Below are 19583 nucleotides of genomic sequence, written 5' to 3' on the forward strand. Positions count from 1 at the left end.
TTCTCCTTCACTGTGCGGCGGCCATCGTCGATGGCACGACCTGATATTCGAGTTGTGCCCAGGTTTGCGATACCTCGCGCTTGAGGTCGAGCACTTGCAGTTGCGCTTCCAGTTGGGCGCGTCGGGCCGCGAACGTATCCGCGAGCGAGCCGCTTCCGGCGCGATAAGCCGCGTTGGCAAGCTGCACGCGCTGATCGGCGGCCGGCAGCAGCGACTGGCTCAGGTTGGCGATGCGCTCGCGCCCGCTTGCCAGCGTCGCGGACTGCGTGCGGATGTCCGCCTGCACCTGGCGCAGCGTGTCCTCGTAGGTCAGCCGCGCCTTCGTCGCAAGTTCGGTCTTCTGCGCGAGATCACGGTCCTGAAGATTCTTCCGATTGAGCGGCAGCGGAATCGTGACCCCGATCGACACCATGTTCGAATAGGCCCCGCCACGTTGCTGATAGGCGATTTGCCACGTCCAGTTCGGGCTGCGCTCGCTGCTGGCCACCGCGGTATCCGCCTCGGCCACCGCCACGTCGTCGGATGCCGCCACGAGTGTCGGGTGCGCAATGCGCAGTTCGTCCGGCGGCAGCGCGGAGACGAACGATTCGGGCGCCGGCGGCTCCCCCGTCACGTCTGACACCGGTACGGCAGTCCAGCGCGACAGGCCGATCAGCGCCGTCTGGTAGGTCTGCTGCGCCTTGAGAACCTGATCCTGGGTTTGCGCCAGCATCGCTTGCGCCTGAACGACGTCGGCAGCGCTCGCCTTCGCTCCACGGTAGGACGCTTTCGTGGCTGCCAGTTCGTGCGTCATGTGGTCAAGCAAAGCCTGTTGAAGCGCGACCGCCTGCTTGGCGTAGACGGCGTTCAGCCACGCCGTCGCGGTTTGCTGACGGACCGTCGCGAGTTGCATCAGATAACCGGCTCGCTCGCGACCGACCATTTCATCGGCCAGCGCTGAACGCAGTTGCCGCTTCTTGCCCGACACCCACTCCTGCTGGATGCCAATGCGGCGCATCGTCATGAAGTCCTGGCCGATCGTGAAGCGCTGCGCGCCATTGATCGGCAAGTTGTCGACACCGGCCGAGAGCATCGGGTCGGGCAACTGGCCGGCCTTGACGGCCGCCTCGGAGCTGGCGCGAACGGACGCCTGCGCCGCCTGCATCGATGCGGAATGGTCGGTCGCCGATTGCAGCGCGGCGTCGAGCGTGAAAGGTGCTTGCTCGGCGTGAACGACGCCCGCAAGCAGTAGCGCGGCAACAAGAGAATGCGCGCGCATCGAAGCTCGCCGACCCCGCGGCGTGCCGAAAATGAATGGCATGTTCTAACCCCAACGACGGAATCCCATAGGGATTCCACGTCCTGGCAAAGGACGAACCTCACCGCATACGCGGTGAACCTGTCAGCGTGGGATCAGACGAGACGCGGAGGTCGCCACAACCCGTTCGGGTCACGGCTCGGGAGGGAGTCGGCGTAGTGGAAAATGACCGGGCTGACGAGCGCAGCCGGCCGACTGACACTGACCTGCACCGTTGGGTGGTAAAGGCTGCCGAACTGGCACTGGGCGGTCACTTTACAGAAGACGCCCTTCATTTTGGCGTGGCCGGCGGATGCCGACTTCATCAAGTCGCAGCCGGGCATATCGGCTGACATGCTCGAGTCCGTGTTCATGGACATGGTTTGCTGCATCGGACAGTCGCCCGTCAAGCCACTCGCTGCCAGCCCGCTAATGGGCAGCATCGCGCAAAGCAGCAAGAGGATGAAGGTCCGGAGCAATTTCATAACGCGCATTATAGTCCGCCCGTACCGGCGCTTGCATCGGAATTGTACTTATGTTTCCGCCCTTAAACATGCAGTCAACACGTGCACGGTCACGCGTTCGTCTTGGATTTGGGTACGGCGCTTGCGCGATGCGCCCGGCCCGATCCGGGCAGCCCAGTCAAGGAGAATCAAATGGCACACCAACAGTATCAGTCCGGCATCTCCGCCTGCGATGATTGCGCAGCCGCATGCTATCACTGTGCAACTGCATGCCTCAATGAGAGTGAAGTTGCGCAACTCGCGGATTGCATCAAACTAGACCTCGATTGCGCGGCCTTCTGCCGACTCGCGTCGGGCGCGATGGCGCGCGGAAGCGGGCAAACAAAGGCGCTATGTTCGAGCTGTGCAAATATCTGCGAAGCTTGCGCGGCCGAGTGCGAGAAGCACCCTCACGAACATTGCAAGGAATGCGCACTCGCATGTCGAAGATGTACCCAAGAGTGCCGCTCGATGGCACAATAGACTCGGACCACAAAATGAAGGACGACGGCTTCCGCGTCGGCGCGAAAGCCGTCGGTAAATTGATCGTCTGCTGTCCTTTGCTCCCGCGCCATCGCGTACTTTTTATCGTTTCATCACCGGTATCAACGTCGGGCATAAATGGCCATTGGACGGTGGCCATCGGCGAGGAACATCGCGTGGTTCTCTCCGGTTCCGGTACGCACTAATGCTGACCCCGGATCGCAATTACGGATGTGCGGTGCCATGCTCATTCGTTCGATCCCACGCACACGTTGCGCTCCCGATAATGCGGCGTGCGGCGGCATCTTCGGGCAGTTCAGACGGAAATTGTCTATCCACCCGGCGGATCAGTCGCCCCCACTGTGTTGTCCCCGAGGACTCGCATGCTCGGTCTGAAGCGGTCGGGCATCGCTGAACGGCTGATAATCGACAACCCCAAAATCCTGCTCCAGCAGTTCACGCATCTCGTCGACCGCCGATGTCTGTGCATGCCACATTTCGGAACACAGCCGAATCAGAGCATCATGACGCCGGTCAACACCGGTCATGCAAGCATTCAGCGGTTCAAAAAGCTCATAATGGTGCCGGGCGAATATCTCGAGGGAAACGCTGATCAATGAGCCTGTCGTCCGCATAACGGACGAGGCAGGTTGCAATTTTCAGATTGACGTAGGAATTTGACGACATGCGAGGTGAGTTTCGCTCGTATTCGGGCCTCACTTCCCGCGTTTTTCACACACATGACGGATTGCTCCCATGAGTCGACAACAGCTGATTTTTCGCGATCACCAGGTTCGCCAGCGCGAACAGACTGAACAGCTGTGCCGTGTTCCTGGCTAGACCCTTGTAGCGCACCTTGCGATGACGAAACAGGTTCTTCACGACATGAAACGGATGCTCGACCCGGGCGCGGATCTGCGCCTTGGTTCGCTCGACCGCGATCACGAGGTCCTTCAGCGGACCTTCCTGCATCGCCCTGATCTTTCCGCGCTTGAGCGCCACGTGCCACTTCACCGTCTTGCCCTTCATCTCCTCGCGCTTGTCCACGCCGGTGTAGCCCGCATCGCCAAACGCTTCCTGCTCATGACCGTGCAGCAGGGCGTGGGCCTGCGATACGTCCGGCTCGTTGGCCGCCGTGGTGACCACGCTATGCACCAGACCCGAGTCGGCGTCGACGCCGACATGGGCCTTCATGCCGAAATACCAGTCGTTGCCCTTCTTCGTCTGATGCATCTCCGGGTCACGGCTCTTCCCGGCGTTCTTCGTGGACGGCGCAGCCTCGAAGATCGTCGCATCCACCAGCGTGCCTTCCTTCATCATCAGCCCGCGCTCGCACAACTCGATGCCGATCTCGTCGAACAGCTTTCGCGTCAGTGCGTGCTCGACCAGCAGGCGCCGGAATTTCAACAGCGTGGTGGCGTCCGGCACGTTCTCGCGCGCCAGGTCGATGCCCGCGAAGGCGCGCATCGCGATGCTGTCGTAGAGCGCATCTTCAAGCCCTTCGTCCGACAACCCGTACCACTGCTGCAGCAAGTAGATCCGCAGCATCCGTTCCAGGCCAATCGGCGGCCGGCCACGCTCGCCCTTCGGGTAATACGGCCCGATCACCGACAGCAGCCGCGACCAAGGGACGACCTTCTCCATCTCGGCCAGAAAGCGTTGACGCTTGGTCACCCGCTTCTTGCCCGCACTTTCCGCTTCCGCAAAACCGATCTGCCGCTGCATCGTCGTGGGTCCGTTCCGTGAGCTTCTTTCTACAACGCCCTTGGCCTCGTCAGCGATGACCGCCAAGCCGAATTGATCAGTGTTTCCCGAGGTACGCGTGGTCAAATGCTCTGCCTGGTTGCGCATGCTCAAGTATTGCAATTGCTGCTTGTTGTTCTGAACGGACCTTCGGCTGGTAGTTGACTCCGTACCAGACACGCAGAAACTTTTGAAGCTGAATGATCTGTTCGCGCTGACCACGGTTTTCCATCCGCGCACTAGACCTAATCTCTACCATTGAGGCCTTCGCGTTTGTCGCCGGATAGGACGGCGTCGGCGATGTCCCTTCATATGCAGACAGTTCGGTACTCCGCCGAGTATCCGTGCCTGCGGCGAGCTCGGTCATTCTGAGTGCAGAATAATGATGATCTATTACCTGCTCCATTAGCGCGACTTCAAATTCCGCTGTAATTCCACGACCGGGCGCGCTCGCGAACGCCATAGTAGGGCCCAAGAATGTTCCCACCATCAGACCCAGTAGCGGGAGTCGCACAATTCTCCTAAGGCTCGTCAAGCGCGCTCGCGGTCGCTCACCCTTCAAGTTTGCAATGCTTTCCATATCGCCTCCGTCGAAGTAGGGCCATCACCGGAAGTCGCAGGGCACGATTCGCTAGTATCAGTGATAATGGCCCGCCGATACCGAGCAGTACATATGCCCGAGGATACCGATGGAAATGCTGAGCACCGAAAATCTTAACTCTCTAAGTTGTGCACAACATGTCGCGTCATTTGCCAGCGCATGATGTGGCCCACGGACCGGCTACGGGCCCGCAAATAATGACATTAAGATGAAGTAAACGTCATGTGTGCGTCATCAAACGGGCTCGGATAACTGCGAGTTGTCGCAAGCCGTTTCGCTCGTCGTGGATTTATTTATTACCAACGCCACCTGTCCGCGTCGTCGGCAGCACCGCAAACGCAAACGTTACCGATGATCTGAACGAACGGGCGAATAAGTCTCATGAAAATTGCATTCATTGCGGCCCGGGCGTCGAAGTGAAATTTTTTTACTTCGCAAACGGCGACAATTTTATTTTGTGCTAGGGTTTGGGCGGCGCATCCCCCAACCCACCAGTTGATCGTTCTCTCTAGCAGAGGTTTTTCTCGTCAGCCGGGCGTGGTACTTCGCCGCCTCGCGCCGCATCCGTGCCTCTTCCGGCGACACGTAGATCGACGTACTGGCCAGCTTGCGCCGTTCGGACTCAGTGAGATCCGACATCACCGCGAGCAGCTGCGCGATCGCCCATTGCGTGAGTCCGCGCGCGCCGCGCACCGAATAGCCGCCCCGCGCTGCGGCGCCGGCTACTGCTTCGTCAGTGTCGACGGGCTCGCCGAATTTCTCGCGGGCTCGCGGCGTCGGCGGGATGACCAACGGCGCCACCAGCGGCAACCCGGGCGGCTTCGCTGCGGCCGCCGCGTCGAGATCCTGGCCGCGATCGCGCCAGTGCGCGCGCAGCGCGTCGACGCACTCGTCGCTGATCGGCACGAAGCGTTGCTTGTTGCCCTTGCCGATCACCTCGAGCAACCAGCTGGCCGGCGTGTCGTCGTCCGCCGGCATCCAGACAAGCGCCGCACGCCTCGCCGCGGCCGCCTCAGCGATCCGCAGGCCACCATCCCCCATCAGCAGCAACAGCGCACGTGCTGTCCGCCAGCGCGGCCCGCTCGGCCCCTGCAGCTCGCTGCGTTCGGCCAGCGTCTCGCGTACGCGCGTCCAGAGGTCAAGCGGTAGTGCTCGCTCGACCTGCAGCTTGCGCACCCGCCTGACGACGCTGGGATCGGAGACGGCCGCCCAAGGGTTGCCGGCCAGATACCGCACCGCGACGAGCCACGTGAATGCCGCGCGAATCGCGCGCACCGCGTAGCGCTGGCTTTCCGGTGACAGGCCACCCGGCGCGAACGGCCGCCACTGGCTGCTCGTGCGCGCGACTGGCGGCCCCGTGAAGCGTTCGCCCGGCGCGGCGAGAAACGCCTTGTAGGCCTCGCAATCCTCAACCCGCATCGACGACAGCGCGACGCCGCGTTCCGCCACGCACCACAGCACGAGGCGCTCGAGCTCCTTCCTGTAGACCCGCTGCGTCGCGGGCCGGTCGTCGTAGCGATGCAGATAGGCCCGCACCGCATCGAGATCGTGCGCCGCGCCGAGATACGCGAACACGGGCGCGCGGTTCGCCCCGTGCGCGCCGGACAGCTCGACGGGCAGCGCCAGGCGCTCGAGCGGGGCCAGCTGCCCGGCGCCGGCGGTGACGCCCGCCGACGTCGGCGCGAGCGCGTCGCCGGCGTCGACGTCGGCCTCGACGGCTGCGCCGATCGACGACGCGTGGCGCCGCAACCAGGCGACCAGCACGCGGGCGCGGCCGACGCCGATGCGCGGTACCGATCGCCACCACTGCCCGCCGCGGCGGTTCGCCACCGAGTATCTCAACGCAGAAAGCATGATCTTCAACTACGCGAGTCGTCTGTCCGAAAGCTATACGGGCGGCCTCTGGCAATTCTTCGAGCTCGACAATGGCGGGTGCTACCTTGCCCCGATCACGTGCGCCGGTTCCAAGTTCAGTGGCCGCTCAACGGCGACGAGGGCGAGACGGGTGCCGACGCGTTCGGGATCGTCGTCACGTTGCTCGTGCTCTGTCACATTGCCGAAGTCACCGGCGACGATCGGTTCGTGGATCGCTATCATCGGCTGCTGGACTATGCATCGCAGCGCCCCGAGTCGGCCGAGATCTCGGCGGCAATCGATTGATGTTGTCGTCACTGCGCCCGGGCATCGTTATGCCCGGGCTTTCTCGTCTTCTCACGGAGGCATATGATGCTGGACTTCAAACAATTGAACGACCCTGAGCGCCGGGAGAAATGTCGTAAGGAACGCGAAGAGCAGGAAGCTAAAGCCGAAGCACACGAAAGGGCTTTGCGTCGCGAACTGAACATCTGCATTGAGGCGTTGGACTATCAGTTCTCCAACAGGACGAACGAAGTCTCGTTCGTAACTGCCAGTCGAGAATGAACAGCTACCTACCCTTGTCAGAAAAGCAGGAAAAGTGGCTGCTCGATATTGCGAAGCGTGTGCGTGACACACTCGATGGCGAGATCCAGAAGCTGGTCCAGCGCCATGCTGCAGGCGACACACTGGGCCAACTGTCACGGGGCGGCGCTATGGAGCCAATGCGGGGTCGGCATAAGGGCGCCACTTGAGGGGCGGCACATAGGCGCCAGTCCAAGGGCGGCGTAATGGCGCCACGTTAGGGGCGGCGCATAGGCGCCAGCAGCATCAGGGCGAGAACGCGGTTCGAACTTTCCGAGTCGGTACGCTCCGTTCTTTTTGAACGGAGCGTCCATGGCCAACAGGAGGTTCGAATTGTTTGAATACCGCCAAGTCCTTGTCCGCATGCGGCAAGGCGATTCTGACCGCGACATCGCGCGCGGCGGTTTGATGGGGCGCAAGAAGCTGACGACCGTGCGCCGCGAGGCTGAAGCGCGTAGTTGGCTGGATCCGGTGCAGCCGCTGCCGGACGACGCTACGATCGCGGGTGTCTTCGGGCGCACGCCGCACCTGCCGCACACCTGTGTGTCGACGGTTGAGCCATATCGCGAACAGGTCCGCGAATGGCTTGCCGCCGGCGTTCAGGGCACCACGATCCATGCCGCCCTTCAACGCAATCATGGCTACGCCGGCAGCTATTGTGCCGTGAAGCGCATGCTGCGCCATCTGGCTGCCGAGCGCAGCGTGGCCACCACAACGATCCTCGACTTCGCACCGGCCGACGCCGCGCAGGTCGACTTCGGCGCGGGACCCGTGCTGACGGTCGAGGGCATTGCGGTCCGGACGTGGATCTTCGTGATGACGTTGTGCTGGTCGCGCCACCAGTATGCCGAGATCGTGCTGGACCAGACCGTCGAGACGTGGCTCGCCAGCCACCGGCGCGCCTTCGAATGGTTCGGCGGCTGTCCCGACCGGGTCATCATCGATAACGCGAAGTGCGCGATCATCCGGGCGTGTCGATACGAGCCGGCGGTGCAACGCTCGTACGCCGCGCTTGCCGAGGGATATGGATTCCGGATCGACGCCTGTCCGCCGCACGATCCCCAGAAGAAGGGCGTCGTCGAATCGGGCGTCAAATACGTCAAGAAGTCCTTCGTGCCGCTGCGCGAGTTCCGGGATCTGGCCGACGCCAACCGGCAACTGCGCGAATGGGTGATGCAGCAGGCCGGCACTCGTATCCACGGCACCGTCCACGAACGGCCGCTGACGCGCTTCGGCGTCGAGCGCCCGTTGCTCGCTGCATTGCCGGACGTGCCGCCGGTACTGTCGGTCTGGAAGGAGGTGGCGGTCCATCGCGACGGCCACGTCGTCTACAAGCACGCGCTGTACTCTGCACCGTTCACGCTCGTCGGCAAGTCGCTCTGGCTGAAGGCGACCGATACGGTCATCCAGCTGTTCCATCGGCATGAACTCGTCGCAACCCATCCGCGGCAGCGGGCCGGCGGTCGCCACACGGTGCGAGATCACCAGCCGCCCGAAGCGCAGGCCTGGCTCGAGCACGATCCGCAGTGGTGTCTGGCGCGCGCGAAGGAGATCGGGCCGTCGTGCCACGGCGTGATCCTCGCGCTGTTCAACGACAAGGTGCTCGTCAACCTGCGCGGCGCGCAGGGGATCATCCGGCTGCGACAGAAAGTCGGCGATCAGAGGCTGGAAGCAGCCTGCGAGCGTGCGCTCGCGTTCAGCAGCGCGAAGTACAGCACCATCAAGGGCATCCTCGACAAAGGCCTGGACAGCGAACCGGTGCCGCGTCCCGCGTCGGCCCCGACTGGCGCTTACCAGAACGGCGGCCGCTTCGGCCGTGATCTCCAATCCCTGCTGATCCACTGACACCATGAACCCGAGTCCCGAATTGAATTCCATCCTCAAACAGCTGCGCCTGTCCGGCATCCTCGACTCGCTTGAGCAGCGCAACCGTCAGGCGATCGACGGGCAGCTCGCCTATACCGAGTTCCTTGCCATGCTGCTGCACGACGAGGTTGCCCGTCGCGAACACAAGAAGCTCGGCACCCGTCTGCTGCGCGCCGGCTTCGCGATGGGCAAGACGCTCGAGACGTTCGACTTCGACCGGCTGCCTACGTTGAACCGCTCACACGTTCATGATCTCGCGACAGGCCGGTATCTCGACGAGAAGGTCGCGATCCTGATCGCCGGTCCAACCGGCACCGGCAAAAGCCACTTGGCCCAGGCGCTGGGCCACTGCGCCGCCCGCCAAGGCCGCGATGTGCTGTTCATCTCGCAGACCGAGCTGCTCAAGCGATTGAACGCCGCGCGCGCCACCGGCGCCTATGACCGCAAGTTCCAGCAGTACGCCCGGGTGCCGCTGCTGATCGTCGATGACTTCGCGCTCAAACCGCTACGTACCCCGCAGGACGAGGACTTCCACGATCTCGTCGCGGCCCGCTACGAGCACGCGGCGACCATCCTGACGTCGAATCTCGACTTCGGTGAATGGGGCGCCGCGTTCCCCGACAACCGCATCCTCGGCACCGCCACACTCGACCGACTACGCCACGGCGCCTACCGGCTCGTCCTCGAGGGCGACAGTTACCGCACCCCGAAACCGATGCCAGATCCCCCTCAAAATGCAGTTGCCAAAAACGGCAAAAAACCGCAACCTTGAAACCGTTCGAATCCGCGTTTTACCCCCGGTTCTGCTGGCGCCATTACGCCGCCCATCCCCGGCTCCTTTACGCCGCCCCGCGACACCAACATCCCACCTACCCCCGCAGCGACTGGCCGAATTTCGGCCTCACCGACGTGGATCCACGGGAATACTGGTTCTGGGTGCTCCGCTTAGTCGGAGCTTTCGGCGAGGATACCGAAGGATAAGTTGCAAACCTGCCCTCGACGCTTGAGGGCATTTTTTTCAATCGGAAATGTGGAGCGGGTGAAGGGAATCGAACCCTCGTCGTAAGCTTGGAAGGCTTCAGCTCTACCATTGAGCTACACCCGCGGAAGCGGAATTCGCGGGCTTTGCCGCGAAAGCGCTCTTTTACTCTGCAGCGGGAATCAGAAAGCGATCGCGATTCTTCGCGTTTGCAATCCACTGCGGTGCCTTGCCCCGCCCGCTCCAGGTGGCTCCTGTCTTCGGATCCTGATACTTGGGTGCCACGGGAGCTCGCTCCCCAGACGCTGCAGCACGTCGGCGCCCAAACAGCTGCTCGGGCGTGATGCCGTACTCTGCGATCTGTTCGCGCATCGCTGCAATGACACTGTCGAGCTCTGCGAGACGTGCTTCTTCTGCTTGCTGTGCCAACGCATCAGCCTGCGCTTTCAATTCAAGATAAGTTGCCATGGAGATGGAAGAGAATCAGTTAAACAACGAACGAGTAGCCTAGTCGGCAAACTCGGTCCCGTCAACACGATTCCGGCATAATCACAAATACCGTCGGTTACGTTTTTCGCGTCCAAAGGTACGCCGGCACGACGCACACACGATAACCAGTCAGTCGATTGAGAGCGACTAGAAAATGGAACAAGCGATGAGCGCAACTACCACCTCACTCGAAGCCGTCGTGGACAACATTTCCTCGAAGCTGCGCGACGAGATCAGGCTGCTCGTCGACGCAAAATACGAAGTCGACGAGCTCGCATGCCGCAGTGCGGCCGGTCGGCGTCTCATTGAACCGTTCCACGACGGTGCCTACGGCCCACGGATCGGAGCTTCTTTTTTCAGAACCGTCTTTCCGTTCAGCAATCTCGAACCGTGCGGCGATTCGTTTAGCGCGCTTGCGCCTGTTTCGCAGACGATCGGCGCGAGCTGGCGATGGACTACCTCCTCTGTCCCTGAGAACGAGCGACCGGCTCTGCTGGCCAGGTTGCAAGACCCGGCTCGCGCGACGGCAGAAGGCTACGATCGAGCCGAGTTCATCTGGATCAAACCGCTCGGTCTATTTCTGGCGCACGAGGGCAAGAATCGCGTGGGATTCTTCCGCGATATGGGTGCGCAATGGATCCCGGCGCACGTTGCGCCGTACGATTACCCGGCCGCCGATCGCCTCGCGACCTACGCGGCGAAGCACGCGCATCAGACCATGTATTGGGCCGTGCTAGACGGCCAACTGCTAGCACCGATCAACCATCCTGCCTGGGCGCTGCCGATCCTGCGGGCCTACGGTGTGGCGGAACATCATCGGTGGCCGCACGAGTTCCCTGCGGTCGACGTAGTCACTGCAGCGCTTACCGAACGCCTGGTCAATCCGGTCTCCAGTCGGCCGGCACCGCTCGACTTGGAGTTGGTCCGCGAGAAAGAGGAATACGAATCGGAAGAGATTCCGTGCTCGATCCTCGACATCGACGCGCTCTCCGCACCATGGTTCTTTCTGAAGGTAATGTTCGGCGTCAGCATCATCGCGATCATGTTGATCTGCATCATGCCGGCAGACTGGTCGAATCTGCGCATCGCGGCCGGAGTCGTCGCCGGCTTGGGTTTCGGCGGCTTGCTAACACCAGGCGTCAAGCTGCTTCGTGCGCCGCGACGGCTCGTCGATCCCTACGCGTCGCTACGCAAATTCTCGCCGCTCGAGCGTAAGGCAGCGGGGATCCGGTGACGTACAACCAAGCCGGCATGGCCGGCCACTTTTCTAAGGAAACGCTGATCAATGAGCCTGTCGTCCGCATAACGGACGAGGCAGGTTGCAATTTTCAGATTGACGTAGGAATTTGACGACATGCGAGGTGAGTTTCGCTCGTATTCGGGCCTCACTTCCCGCGTTTTTCACACACATGACGGATTGCTCCCATGAGTCGACAACAGCTGATTTTTCGCGATCACCAGGTTCGCCAGCGCGAACAGACTGAACAGCTGTGCCGTGTTCCTGGCTAGACCCTTGTAGCGCACCTTGCGATGACGAAACAGGTTCTTCACGACATGAAACGGATGCTCGACCCGGGCGCGGATCTGCGCCTTGGTTCGCTCGACCGCGATCACGAGGTCCTTCAGCGGACCTTCCTGCATCGCCCTGATCTTTCCGCGCTTGAGCGCCACGTGCCACTTCACCGTCTTGCCCTTCATCTCCTCGCGCTTGTCCACGCCGGTGTAGCCCGCATCGCCAAACGCTTCCTGCTCATGACCGTGCAGCAGGGCGTGGGCCTGCGATACGTCCGGCTCGTTGGCCGCCGTGGTGACCACGCTATGCACCAGACCCGAGTCGGCGTCGACGCCGACATGGGCCTTCATGCCGAAATACCAGTCGTTGCCCTTCTTCGTCTGATGCATCTCCGGGTCACGGCTCTTCCCGGCGTTCTTCGTGGACGGCGCAGCCTCGAAGATCGTCGCATCCACCAGCGTGCCTTCCTTCATCATCAGCCCGCGCTCGCACAACTCGATGCCGATCTCGTCGAACAGCTTTCGCGTCAGTGCGTGCTCGACCAGCAGGCGCCGGAATTTCAACAGCGTGGTGGCGTCCGGCACGTTCTCGCGCGCCAGGTCGATGCCCGCGAAGGCGCGCATCGCGATGCTGTCGTAGAGCGCATCTTCAAGCCCTTCGTCCGACAACCCGTACCACTGCTGCAGCAAGTAGATCCGCAGCATCCGTTCCAGGCCAATCGGCGGCCGGCCACGCTCGCCCTTCGGGTAATACGGCCCGATCACCGACAGCAGCCGCGACCAAGGGACGACCTTCTCCATCTCGGCCAGAAAGCGTTGACGCTTGGTCACCCGCTTCTTGCCCGCACTTTCCGCTTCCGCAAAACCGATCTGCCGCTGCATCGTCGTGGGTCCGTTCCGTGAGCTTCTTTCTACAACGCCCTTGGCCTCGTCAGCGATGACCGCCAAGCCGAATTGATCAGTGTTTCCCTAACACAGTGTCGAGCTATGCCGATCAAATTGACGCACGAAACAGCGCCGTACATTGCGCGCGCCATCGTCGAATCCGGGTCGTTTATCGGCGGACCGATCCTCGGTGACGCAGGCATGAACGCCTACATTGATGGTGGCCTCTACAACCGCGACTAGGCCGAGCGAACCGGCGCTACCCTGGAATTCGAATGGACTGGACCGGTTTCCGCTGCGCCGGCGAGAGGTGTGCATGAGCCGGATGTGCTGTATGACGAGCGGCCGCACCGCGCGTTCATCGTCGTTTGTACACGCAAGCATCTTCGAGTCACTGGCGTGCGGTTCCGGTCGGGCCTCTCGTGGCGAGACGCGGTTTACGTGCCATCGAAGCCGACCGCGGCCGCCAGCCTTTCGCCAGCGGCTTGGCTCGCGTGGGCCCGAACGTGGCAGCCAGGGTGGTTGGACAACCAGGCGGCCGAACTCGAAAGCGCAATGTTGGCTCGCCTGGCGAGCAAGCCTTCCGTGTCGATCGTGCCGCCGGCGGATTGCCCCTACCTTTTCATCTTGCGCAATCGCGACCTGATCTAACAGTTGTTTTCATTGTCTCTGATCGATTTTCCGATGAATCGATTAATCTGATACCCGTTCGTTTGAAAAGTCGTTATTCAAGGCCCTATGCCAGACGTCAAGAAAGTCCCGTATTACCAACTGGAGTCCGGAGTTCTATATTCCAGCAAACGGTGGAAATGTTACTCTGGCGTGGTCGGATGCGTTCCCATCGACACGCAGCAAAAAATCTCGTTCGATAGACTTGCGCCGAACGAGCCGCCGTCACCGCCACCATCGAAGGCAGCCGCTCCTCTCGCGCCACAGAAGCCGCCTGCTCCAGCACCGGCCAAGCCGCCCGCCAAGCCACAACCGAGTGATAAGCCCCAAGACGCCGAGCAAGCGAACAAGCTGCCTGAGTTCGATCTGCAGGACATTCCCAAAGCGATGGACAAGATGGGCTGGCCGATCTCGGCCAAGCTTGCGCGAGAGTGGTTTGCAAGCCCTAAGCACGCCTATAACGACCAGCTCAACTCGGTGCAGCCGATCGACGACAGGACAGTCTCTCTGGAATGGGCGTTGCGGTTTCGCGGAGCACTTGAGCGTTTCAATCAACTCGTCCGACAAGCGATTTACACTCCGAATGCTGCTACATCGGCGAGGAATACGCTGACGCCCGTGATCGAGAAGAGTTTCGCGGCCGGACAAATGAACGCGGCAGGTATCGTGATCGACACTACGCCGTTTCTGACGGATCTGCTTCAGTTTCATGTCGCCTGGAGATTTCAGTACCAGTCAGTATCATCCGTCGACACACTCGACGGTACGGCGTTGACCGATCTAACCGGCGCACTGGCAAACTTCAACTTCTACGCTGCTGTTGGGAAGGCGACCGTTACCGGCGAGCGTTACTACAAGTACGAAGGCAAGAACAAAATATTCTGTCTCGAACCGGTTGCACAGATTACCCACATCTATGTCTACATCAAGGATAGCTATTCATTTAACGATGATTCGCCTTCCAAGAGCCAGTATCTTGGCCACTGGAACAAGAACGGAATGGTGCTGTCGTACGTCGCTGCAGCCAACGATTTCTTCAAGAGCAGCAACTTGAATGTCGGAAATTCAACCATCGAAAAGTGGCACTATCTTCCTGAAGGCGAAGAGGTCAACAAACCGATCGACAAACGGACAAGTCTCTTTCGGAAATTTATGGCGAAGGATGTGTACTGGCCAGTGCACAACAAGACATATCGCGAGTGGAGAGCGGCACACAATCGTGGCGGTGACTTTATGGTTTACAGTAGACCCAAACTCGTGAAACTGGACAACCCGATTGTTTTGAAACTTGATACCGTATGCAGACCCATCCCGGCGGAACAATGAAGATGATCCGCCTCATCCTCAGAGCGATCTTGGTAGTCGGGGCCGTGGCCTTGGTTGCCGCCATCGTGTGGCCGTTCCTGCCGCCTGGCGCCACGAACGCGATCGCGATTTTCGCGCTCAAGAACGGCAAGACCGCGATCTTCATCGTCACCGCGGTCATCTTTGCAGCCTACTTCTACTGGCTTCTTCGAAATATCGCCCATTTCGGCCGAGCGAAGCGCGCGGGACTGGCGATCGTGACACTTGGCTTATTGGCCTGCCTCGCGCTCATCAGTTTAGGCGGGGTCACGACAGACGACACCGATTGTCAGCGCTTCAACTACAACGCCAAGATGAATGGTGGAATCAAACAGGTCGACGGCACGACCTACATCGTCAACATCTGCGGAAGTGGTGCGCGCAGTCATGGATTTTTTGCAGATCAGAACGAGCAGGTCAAACTCGTCATCACCGATGCGAATGGCTCGACGCTCGCCACGCGCTTATTTTTCGTTTTTTGGGACGGCCGGCCGGGTGAAGACTCGATCAAGATCCGCGATGGCAAATTGATTTACTTCGACGCGTCCGATCAGTACGACAGCATGCGTTCGATCTCGCTGCCGCCCACCTTGATCGACTGGGTTGCCGCAAGAATTCCGATTTGGCTTCGCTGAGAGTAGCCGCCCGTACAGCCATCAAACGGCTCCGCCGTCCAATCCCACAAAAATCAGCCTCGGCGAAATATGCAGGTCACCAGAAAACATGTAATCGCGATCGCGCTTGTCTTGGTACTGGCGATTCCGGCTCTTGCGTTACGGAAGCCATACGAAGATTGCGAGAGCTATACGCAGGATCTTAACGGGGGAACGAAAGAGTTCGGTGGCAAGAAGTACAAGATCGAGCTATGTCGGGTGCCCCGCTCTTTTGCCGATGGTGACGAAATTCGACTCCGGGTGATGGGTCCGGCAGGAGACGTGCTGGCGGAGCGTTATTTTGCGGTGCGCACGCTCAACGATGCAGCACCCACGGAACTGCGGTACAGCGACGACAACATTTTCTACTACGACCAGTCGAAGTCGTCTCCGTTGCGCTTCATTGCCATGCCGCCTTCCCGGACGGACTGGTGGACGGCACGCATACCGTTGCTGCAACGACTGCTCGCGTTCTTTTCATAAGATCGGGAGACGCACTCAGCCGTCGCGTGTTAGCCGGGCATGGTACTTCGCCGCCTCGCGGCGCATCCGCGCCTCTTCCGGCGACACGTAGATCGACGTGGTGCCGAGCGACGCGTGGCCGAGCGTGCGCTGCACGACCTCGAGCGCGACGCCGGCGGCCAACATCTGCGTGCCGACCGTGTGCCGGAATGCATGGGGCGACGTGCTGGCCAGCTTGCGCCGTTCAGACTCAGTGAGATCCGACATCACCGCGAGCAGCTGCGCGATCGCCCATTGCGTGAGTCCGCGCGCGCCGCGCACCGAATAGCCGCCCCGCGCTGCGGCGCCGGCTACTGCTTCGTCAGTGTCGACGGGCTCGCCGAATTTCTCGCGGGCTCGCGGCGTCGGCGGGATGACCAACGGCGCCACCAGCGGCAACCCGGGCGGCTTCGCTGCGGCCGCCGCGTCGAGATCCTGGCCGCGATCGCGCCAGTGCGCGCGCAGCGCGTCGACGCACTCGTCGCTGATCGGCACGAAGCGTTGCTTGTTGCCCTTGCCGATCACCTCGAGCAACCAGCTGGCCGGCGTGTCGTCGTCCGCCGGCATCCAGACAAGCGCCGCACGCCTCGCCGCGGCCGCCTCAGCGATCCGCAGGCCACCATCCCCCATCAGCAGCAACAGCGCACGTGCTGTCCGCCAGCGCGGCCCGCTCGGCCCCTGCAGCTCGCTGCGTTCGGCCAGCGTCTCGCGTACGCGCGTCCAGAGGTCAAGCGGTAGTGCTCGCTCGACCTGCAGCTTGCGCACCCGCCTGACGACGCTGGGATCGGAGACGGCCGCCCAAGGGTTGCCGGCCAGATACCGCACCGCGACGAGCCACGTGAATGCCGCGCGAATCGCGCGCACCGCGTAGCGCTGGCTTTCCGGTGACAGGCCACCCGGCGCGAACGGCCGCCACTGGCTGCTCGTGCGCGCGACTGGCGGCCCCGTGAAGCGTTCGCCCGGCGCGGCGAGAAACGCCTTGTAGGCCTCGCAATCCTCAACCCGCATCGACGACAGCGCGACGCCGCGTTCCGCCACGCACCACAGCACGAGGCGCTCGAGCTCCTTCCTGTAGACCCGCTGCGTCGCGGGCCGGTCGTCGTAGCGATGCAGATAGGCCCGCACCGCATCGAGATCGTGCGCCGCGCCGAGATACGCGAACACGGGCGCGCGGTTCGCCCCGTGCGCGCCGGACAGCTCGACGGGCAGCGCCAGGCGCTCGAGCGGGGCCAGCTGCCCGGCGCCGGCGGTGACGCCCGCCGACGTCGGCGCGAGCGCGTCGCCGGCGTCGACGTCGACCTCAACGGGCGCGCCGATCGACGCCGCGTGACGCCGCAACCAGGCGACCAGCACGCGGGCGCGGCCGACGCCGATGCGCGGCACCGATCGCCACCACTGCCCACCGCGGCGGTTCACGAACGCGACGAGCTCGCCGAGCGTGTGGATGCCCTCTCCCTCCAGGCGTGCGGCAACGAGCGGCCGAAACCAGCGACCGACCGGGTGCTCGGCCCGCGGCGCGGCGACCGCCCACTGCGCGGCGACCTGCTCGATCAGTTGCAGCGACACGGGCGTCAGGCGGGGCTCGCCGTATTTCGCGATCGCCGCCTGCAGGTGGGCTTGCAATACTGGCGAGCCGTCGCGTAGCGCGGCCGCGACCAAGTCGTCGCGCATCGTGCGCAGCAGCTGAGCGACGTCGACCGGCTCGACGGCATCACGGTCGAAGTACAGTCGCTCGATTGTCTCGATCGGCAAGCCTTTCACGCGCGCGCGCAGCGCCGTGAATTCGGTGCGGCTGTAGCTGCGCAACGGCATCTGGGCGAGCTGCTGGGGACGATTTGCCATGGCTCAGCCTGCAGGAATGGGCGATACGACCGTATCGGCCGTGGTGACGCGCTGAAGCCGTTCGAACGCGGCGATATAGCGATGCATCGGTACCGCCGCCAGCTGCGCGTCCAACCGTGCGAGCACGTGCTCGACCGCCGCGCGCTCGAGGTCGGTCAGCGCGCCCGACTCGCCCCGCTCGGCGCGATCGGCGCAGTCCTGGAGGGCCGCCTCGGCCCGTCGATAGAGTGCCGCCTCGGTCGAGTCGAGAAAGTACGCGAGGTAGATCGCATTCAATAGCGTGGCCAGCTGCGCGACGTCGTCGTTCGCGTCGCGTAGTGCCGCGAGCGCCACGTGGTGCTTCAGCTGGATCCGACGCAGTTCGCCGGTCGGGATCGGCAGCAGTTGCGCCCTGGTCAGCGGCCGGCGGTTACGGGACGTGGCTTTTCTCATCGGCTCGGAAAATTCGACGAGCGGACCTTGTCGCACCGCTCGCATTGATACGCGTGGAGACCGCTGTCGTTCAGTATGTAGCGGTAATGGGTATGCTGCACCCAGCGATGCGCACCCACCAGACACGCTAAACGTGCCATCCAATTGCGGAGCATGTTGTCCTCCAGTTCGATTTTCGTCTGCAGCTCGAGCGGCGCTGCGGCACCGTTCGGGCAGCGCATCGGGAAACTCGCAGAGCGCCGTGCAGGTTGTCATTCGGCCGTCGCGGTTTGAGCTGGCCCGAATGTGTCGGCCCAGCTCTCGTCCGTCACGTTGTCGAGCGTGGCAATCGCCGCCGCACGCGACGCGTCGATGCTCGACGCCTCACTGTTCGGCACGTGCATGCCTGTCAGCACGTCGGAAGCCGCATAGCAAGGGACATCATCGCGCCCGACGATCGCATGAACGGCCCATGTCCGACCGCGGTGCTCGAACGGTATGCCGATCACCTGGACATCGCCCGTCCGCATGGCGAGCGTGAACACCACGCCATTGACGTATTGGGGCGCCGGCCGGACAGGCGGTTTTTTCCGGTAAGAGCGGGCCATGGTATTAACTCCTGCAGGGAATCGGCACCCAGAGTTCGGACACCGGCGGTTCGCCGAGGACAAGCGCGAGGAAATCGCCTGCCGCCGCCGGGTGTTCAATGAAGCGCTGTACATGGGCCGGCCGAGCAAACGCGACATCCAGCAACGCGCCCGATGCGCTGCGGACCAACGAGTGCGAGACGAAGCGTTGTTGCGCGCCGTCGCCACCGTTCACAAGCCAGCCGCGTACCGGCGTATCGCCGGGATGCGATTGCAGCCAGCGCGTGACCTGCTCGTGGCAGCGATGCGGATTGGGAGGCCAATGCGCCAGCGCGCCGGCACCCGCGTAACGGTCGATCGACAGAGCGTTCGCATAGTCGTGCGCGATGGCGTCGGAAAGCGTCAGCTTCACGGCGGTCAGCGCGGCGTTACGGTCGAAGGCAGCGGTCATGATGCGCGGTCGTCCGATGTGGTGCGCCCGGACGGTGCGGCCGCGGCGCTGACCAGATCCAGCAGCCGATGCTCGTCGCGCTGCAGCGCTTGCCGTCCCGCGTCATCGACGGTCTTTCGGGCGGCGTTCACGAAGCCGAGCCAGTACGCGAACAGGCTGACGGCTGATGCATGCAGTGCCCTGCGTTCGGCATCGTCGCCGGCGGCCGCGGCGAAGGTCATATAGTCGCGGATATGCCTTTCGGCCGATGCGGTCAGTTCAGGATACGAGACGGTGTAGTCGTGCACGTTGGTCTATCAGGTGTTGAAGTTGGAGGAATCGAGATCCACCGGAACCGCTCCGATGGATC

24 protein-coding genes and 1 tRNA gene are annotated in these 19583 nt (G+C 62.3%); 13 read left to right on the forward strand and 12 right to left on the reverse strand.

All coding sequences use genetic code 11. The features are described from left to right. Positions 1-7: 7 nt before the first annotated feature. On the reverse strand, positions 8-1300 hold the full coding sequence (locus tag CFB47_RS38360) for a TolC family protein (RefSeq protein WP_027810171.1): 1293 nt from the start codon (positions 1298-1300) through the stop codon (positions 8-10). A 92-nt stretch (positions 1301-1392) separates the two neighbouring features. Beyond that, positions 1393-1761, reverse strand: coding sequence for a hypothetical protein (locus CFB47_RS38365; protein ID WP_027810170.1), 369 nt, complete (start codon positions 1759-1761; stop codon positions 1393-1395). 171 nt (positions 1762-1932) lie between these two features. On the opposite strand from CFB47_RS38365, the gene CFB47_RS41980 reads away from it, so the two are divergent. The 3 genes from CFB47_RS41980 to CFB47_RS41455 all read left to right on the forward strand — a co-directional run bounded on the left by CFB47_RS41980 (position 1933) and on the right by CFB47_RS41455 (position 2882). Next, positions 1933-2262, forward strand: a complete 330-nt coding sequence (locus CFB47_RS41980) for a four-helix bundle copper-binding protein (protein ID WP_080289672.1) — start codon at positions 1933-1935, stop codon at positions 2260-2262. Beyond that, positions 2220-2468, forward strand: coding sequence for a hypothetical protein (locus CFB47_RS40985; RefSeq protein ID WP_146125846.1), 249 nt, complete (start codon positions 2220-2222; stop codon positions 2466-2468). The genes CFB47_RS41980 and CFB47_RS40985 overlap by 43 nt, the downstream gene beginning before the upstream one ends. A gap of 177 nt (positions 2469-2645) precedes the next feature. Next, positions 2646-2882, forward strand: coding sequence for a hypothetical protein (locus CFB47_RS41455; protein ID WP_039339210.1), 237 nt, complete (start codon positions 2646-2648; stop codon positions 2880-2882). 112 nt (positions 2883-2994) lie between these two features. Here the strand turns inward: CFB47_RS41455 and CFB47_RS38380 are convergent, their stop codons facing one another. Then, positions 2995-3987, reverse strand: coding sequence for an IS5-like element ISBmu23 family transposase (locus CFB47_RS38380; RefSeq protein ID WP_007182917.1), 993 nt, complete (start codon positions 3985-3987; stop codon positions 2995-2997). A 1069-nt stretch (positions 3988-5056) separates the two neighbouring features. Beyond that, positions 5057-6460 carry a site-specific integrase gene (locus CFB47_RS38390; RefSeq protein WP_226833343.1) on the reverse strand — a complete coding sequence of 468 codons (1404 nt, stop codon included), beginning with the start codon at positions 6458-6460 and terminating at the stop codon, positions 5057-5059. 99 nt (positions 6461-6559) lie between these two features. Here CFB47_RS38390 and CFB47_RS41985 point away from each other — a divergent pair, with 99 nt between their 5' ends. From CFB47_RS41985 to istB, 4 genes are all read left to right on the forward strand, one after another. After that, on the forward strand, positions 6560-6766 hold the full coding sequence (locus CFB47_RS41985) for an antirestriction protein (protein ID WP_053093696.1): 207 nt from the start codon (positions 6560-6562) through the stop codon (positions 6764-6766). Between the two features lie 66 nt (positions 6767-6832). Then, the gene (locus tag CFB47_RS40990; protein WP_143282279.1) at positions 6833-7027 is read left to right on the forward strand and encodes a hypothetical protein; all 195 of its coding nucleotides are present in this window, start codon (positions 6833-6835) and stop codon (positions 7025-7027) included. Positions 7028-7378: 351 nt separating this feature from the next. Further along, positions 7379-8890: an IS21 family transposase gene (istA, locus tag CFB47_RS38400; RefSeq protein WP_027809980.1), complete on the forward strand. Its 1512-nt coding sequence runs from the start codon at positions 7379-7381 to the stop codon at positions 8888-8890. A 4-nt stretch (positions 8891-8894) separates the two neighbouring features. Then, positions 8895-9683, forward strand: a complete 789-nt coding sequence (gene istB, locus CFB47_RS38405; RefSeq protein WP_012213993.1) for an IS21-like element ISBmu1 family helper ATPase IstB — start codon at positions 8895-8897, stop codon at positions 9681-9683. A 259-nt stretch (positions 9684-9942) separates the two neighbouring features. On the opposite strand, the gene CFB47_RS38415 is transcribed toward istB, so the two are convergent. Further along, positions 9943-10016, reverse strand: a tRNA-Gly gene (locus tag CFB47_RS38415). Between the two features lie 39 nt (positions 10017-10055). Beyond that, complete coding sequence (locus tag CFB47_RS38420; protein WP_077187207.1) at positions 10056-10358, reverse strand: H-NS family nucleoid-associated regulatory protein; 303 nt, start codon at positions 10356-10358, stop codon at positions 10056-10058. Positions 10359-10545: 187 nt separating this feature from the next. Here CFB47_RS38420 and CFB47_RS38425 point away from each other — a divergent pair, with 187 nt between their 5' ends. After that, complete coding sequence (locus tag CFB47_RS38425; RefSeq protein ID WP_048992704.1) at positions 10546-11613, forward strand: hypothetical protein; 1068 nt, start codon at positions 10546-10548, stop codon at positions 11611-11613. A 167-nt stretch (positions 11614-11780) separates the two neighbouring features. On the opposite strand, the gene CFB47_RS38430 is transcribed toward CFB47_RS38425, so the two are convergent. Further along, positions 11781-12773 (reverse strand): IS5-like element ISBmu23 family transposase, encoded by a 993-nt coding sequence (locus tag CFB47_RS38430; protein ID WP_007182917.1) that lies wholly within the window; start codon positions 12771-12773, stop codon positions 11781-11783. Between the two features lie 105 nt (positions 12774-12878). Here CFB47_RS38430 and CFB47_RS41460 point away from each other — a divergent pair, with 105 nt between their 5' ends. From CFB47_RS41460 to CFB47_RS38450, 5 genes are all read left to right on the forward strand, one after another. After that, positions 12879-13019: a hypothetical protein gene (locus CFB47_RS41460; RefSeq protein ID WP_153260041.1), complete on the forward strand. Its 141-nt coding sequence runs from the start codon at positions 12879-12881 to the stop codon at positions 13017-13019. 69 nt (positions 13020-13088) lie between these two features. Further along, positions 13089-13427: a hypothetical protein gene (locus CFB47_RS38435; protein WP_143282317.1), complete on the forward strand. Its 339-nt coding sequence runs from the start codon at positions 13089-13091 to the stop codon at positions 13425-13427. Between the two features lie 87 nt (positions 13428-13514). Next, on the forward strand, positions 13515-14771 hold the full coding sequence (locus CFB47_RS38440) for a DUF6402 family protein (protein WP_027813803.1): 1257 nt from the start codon (positions 13515-13517) through the stop codon (positions 14769-14771). Further along, the gene (locus tag CFB47_RS38445; protein ID WP_027813802.1) at positions 14744-15424 is read left to right on the forward strand and encodes a hypothetical protein; all 681 of its coding nucleotides are present in this window, start codon (positions 14744-14746) and stop codon (positions 15422-15424) included. Before CFB47_RS38440 ends, CFB47_RS38445 begins: the two co-directional genes overlap by 28 nt. Before the next feature lie 69 nt (positions 15425-15493). Then, the gene (locus CFB47_RS38450) at positions 15494-15925 is read left to right on the forward strand and encodes a hypothetical protein (RefSeq protein ID WP_048985624.1); all 432 of its coding nucleotides are present in this window, start codon (positions 15494-15496) and stop codon (positions 15923-15925) included. Positions 15926-15940: 15 nt separating this feature from the next. Here CFB47_RS38450 and CFB47_RS38455 read toward each other — a convergent pair whose 3' ends face one another. From CFB47_RS38455 to CFB47_RS38480, 5 genes are all read right to left on the reverse strand, one after another. Beyond that, complete coding sequence (locus tag CFB47_RS38455; protein WP_027813964.1) at positions 15941-17785, reverse strand: phage integrase family protein; 1845 nt, start codon at positions 17783-17785, stop codon at positions 15941-15943. A 3-nt stretch (positions 17786-17788) separates the two neighbouring features. Further along, positions 17789-18217 carry a hypothetical protein gene (locus tag CFB47_RS38460; RefSeq protein WP_027813566.1) on the reverse strand — a complete coding sequence of 143 codons (429 nt, stop codon included), beginning with the start codon at positions 18215-18217 and terminating at the stop codon, positions 17789-17791. 251 nt (positions 18218-18468) lie between these two features. Continuing rightward, the gene (locus CFB47_RS38470) at positions 18469-18804 is read right to left on the reverse strand and encodes a hypothetical protein (RefSeq protein WP_027813564.1); all 336 of its coding nucleotides are present in this window, start codon (positions 18802-18804) and stop codon (positions 18469-18471) included. 4 nt (positions 18805-18808) lie between these two features. Next, entirely contained in the window at positions 18809-19234 is a 426-nt protein-coding gene (locus CFB47_RS38475; protein ID WP_027813563.1) for a hypothetical protein, read from the reverse strand. Then, positions 19231-19521, reverse strand: a complete 291-nt coding sequence (locus tag CFB47_RS38480) for a hypothetical protein (protein ID WP_027813562.1) — start codon at positions 19519-19521, stop codon at positions 19231-19233. Before CFB47_RS38480 ends, CFB47_RS38475 begins: the two co-directional genes overlap by 4 nt. Positions 19522-19583 lie beyond the last annotated feature (62 nt).

The sequence above is a fragment of the Burkholderia sp. AU27893 genome, assembly GCF_002223205.1.
Classification (GTDB): Bacteria; Pseudomonadota; Gammaproteobacteria; order Burkholderiales; family Burkholderiaceae; genus Burkholderia.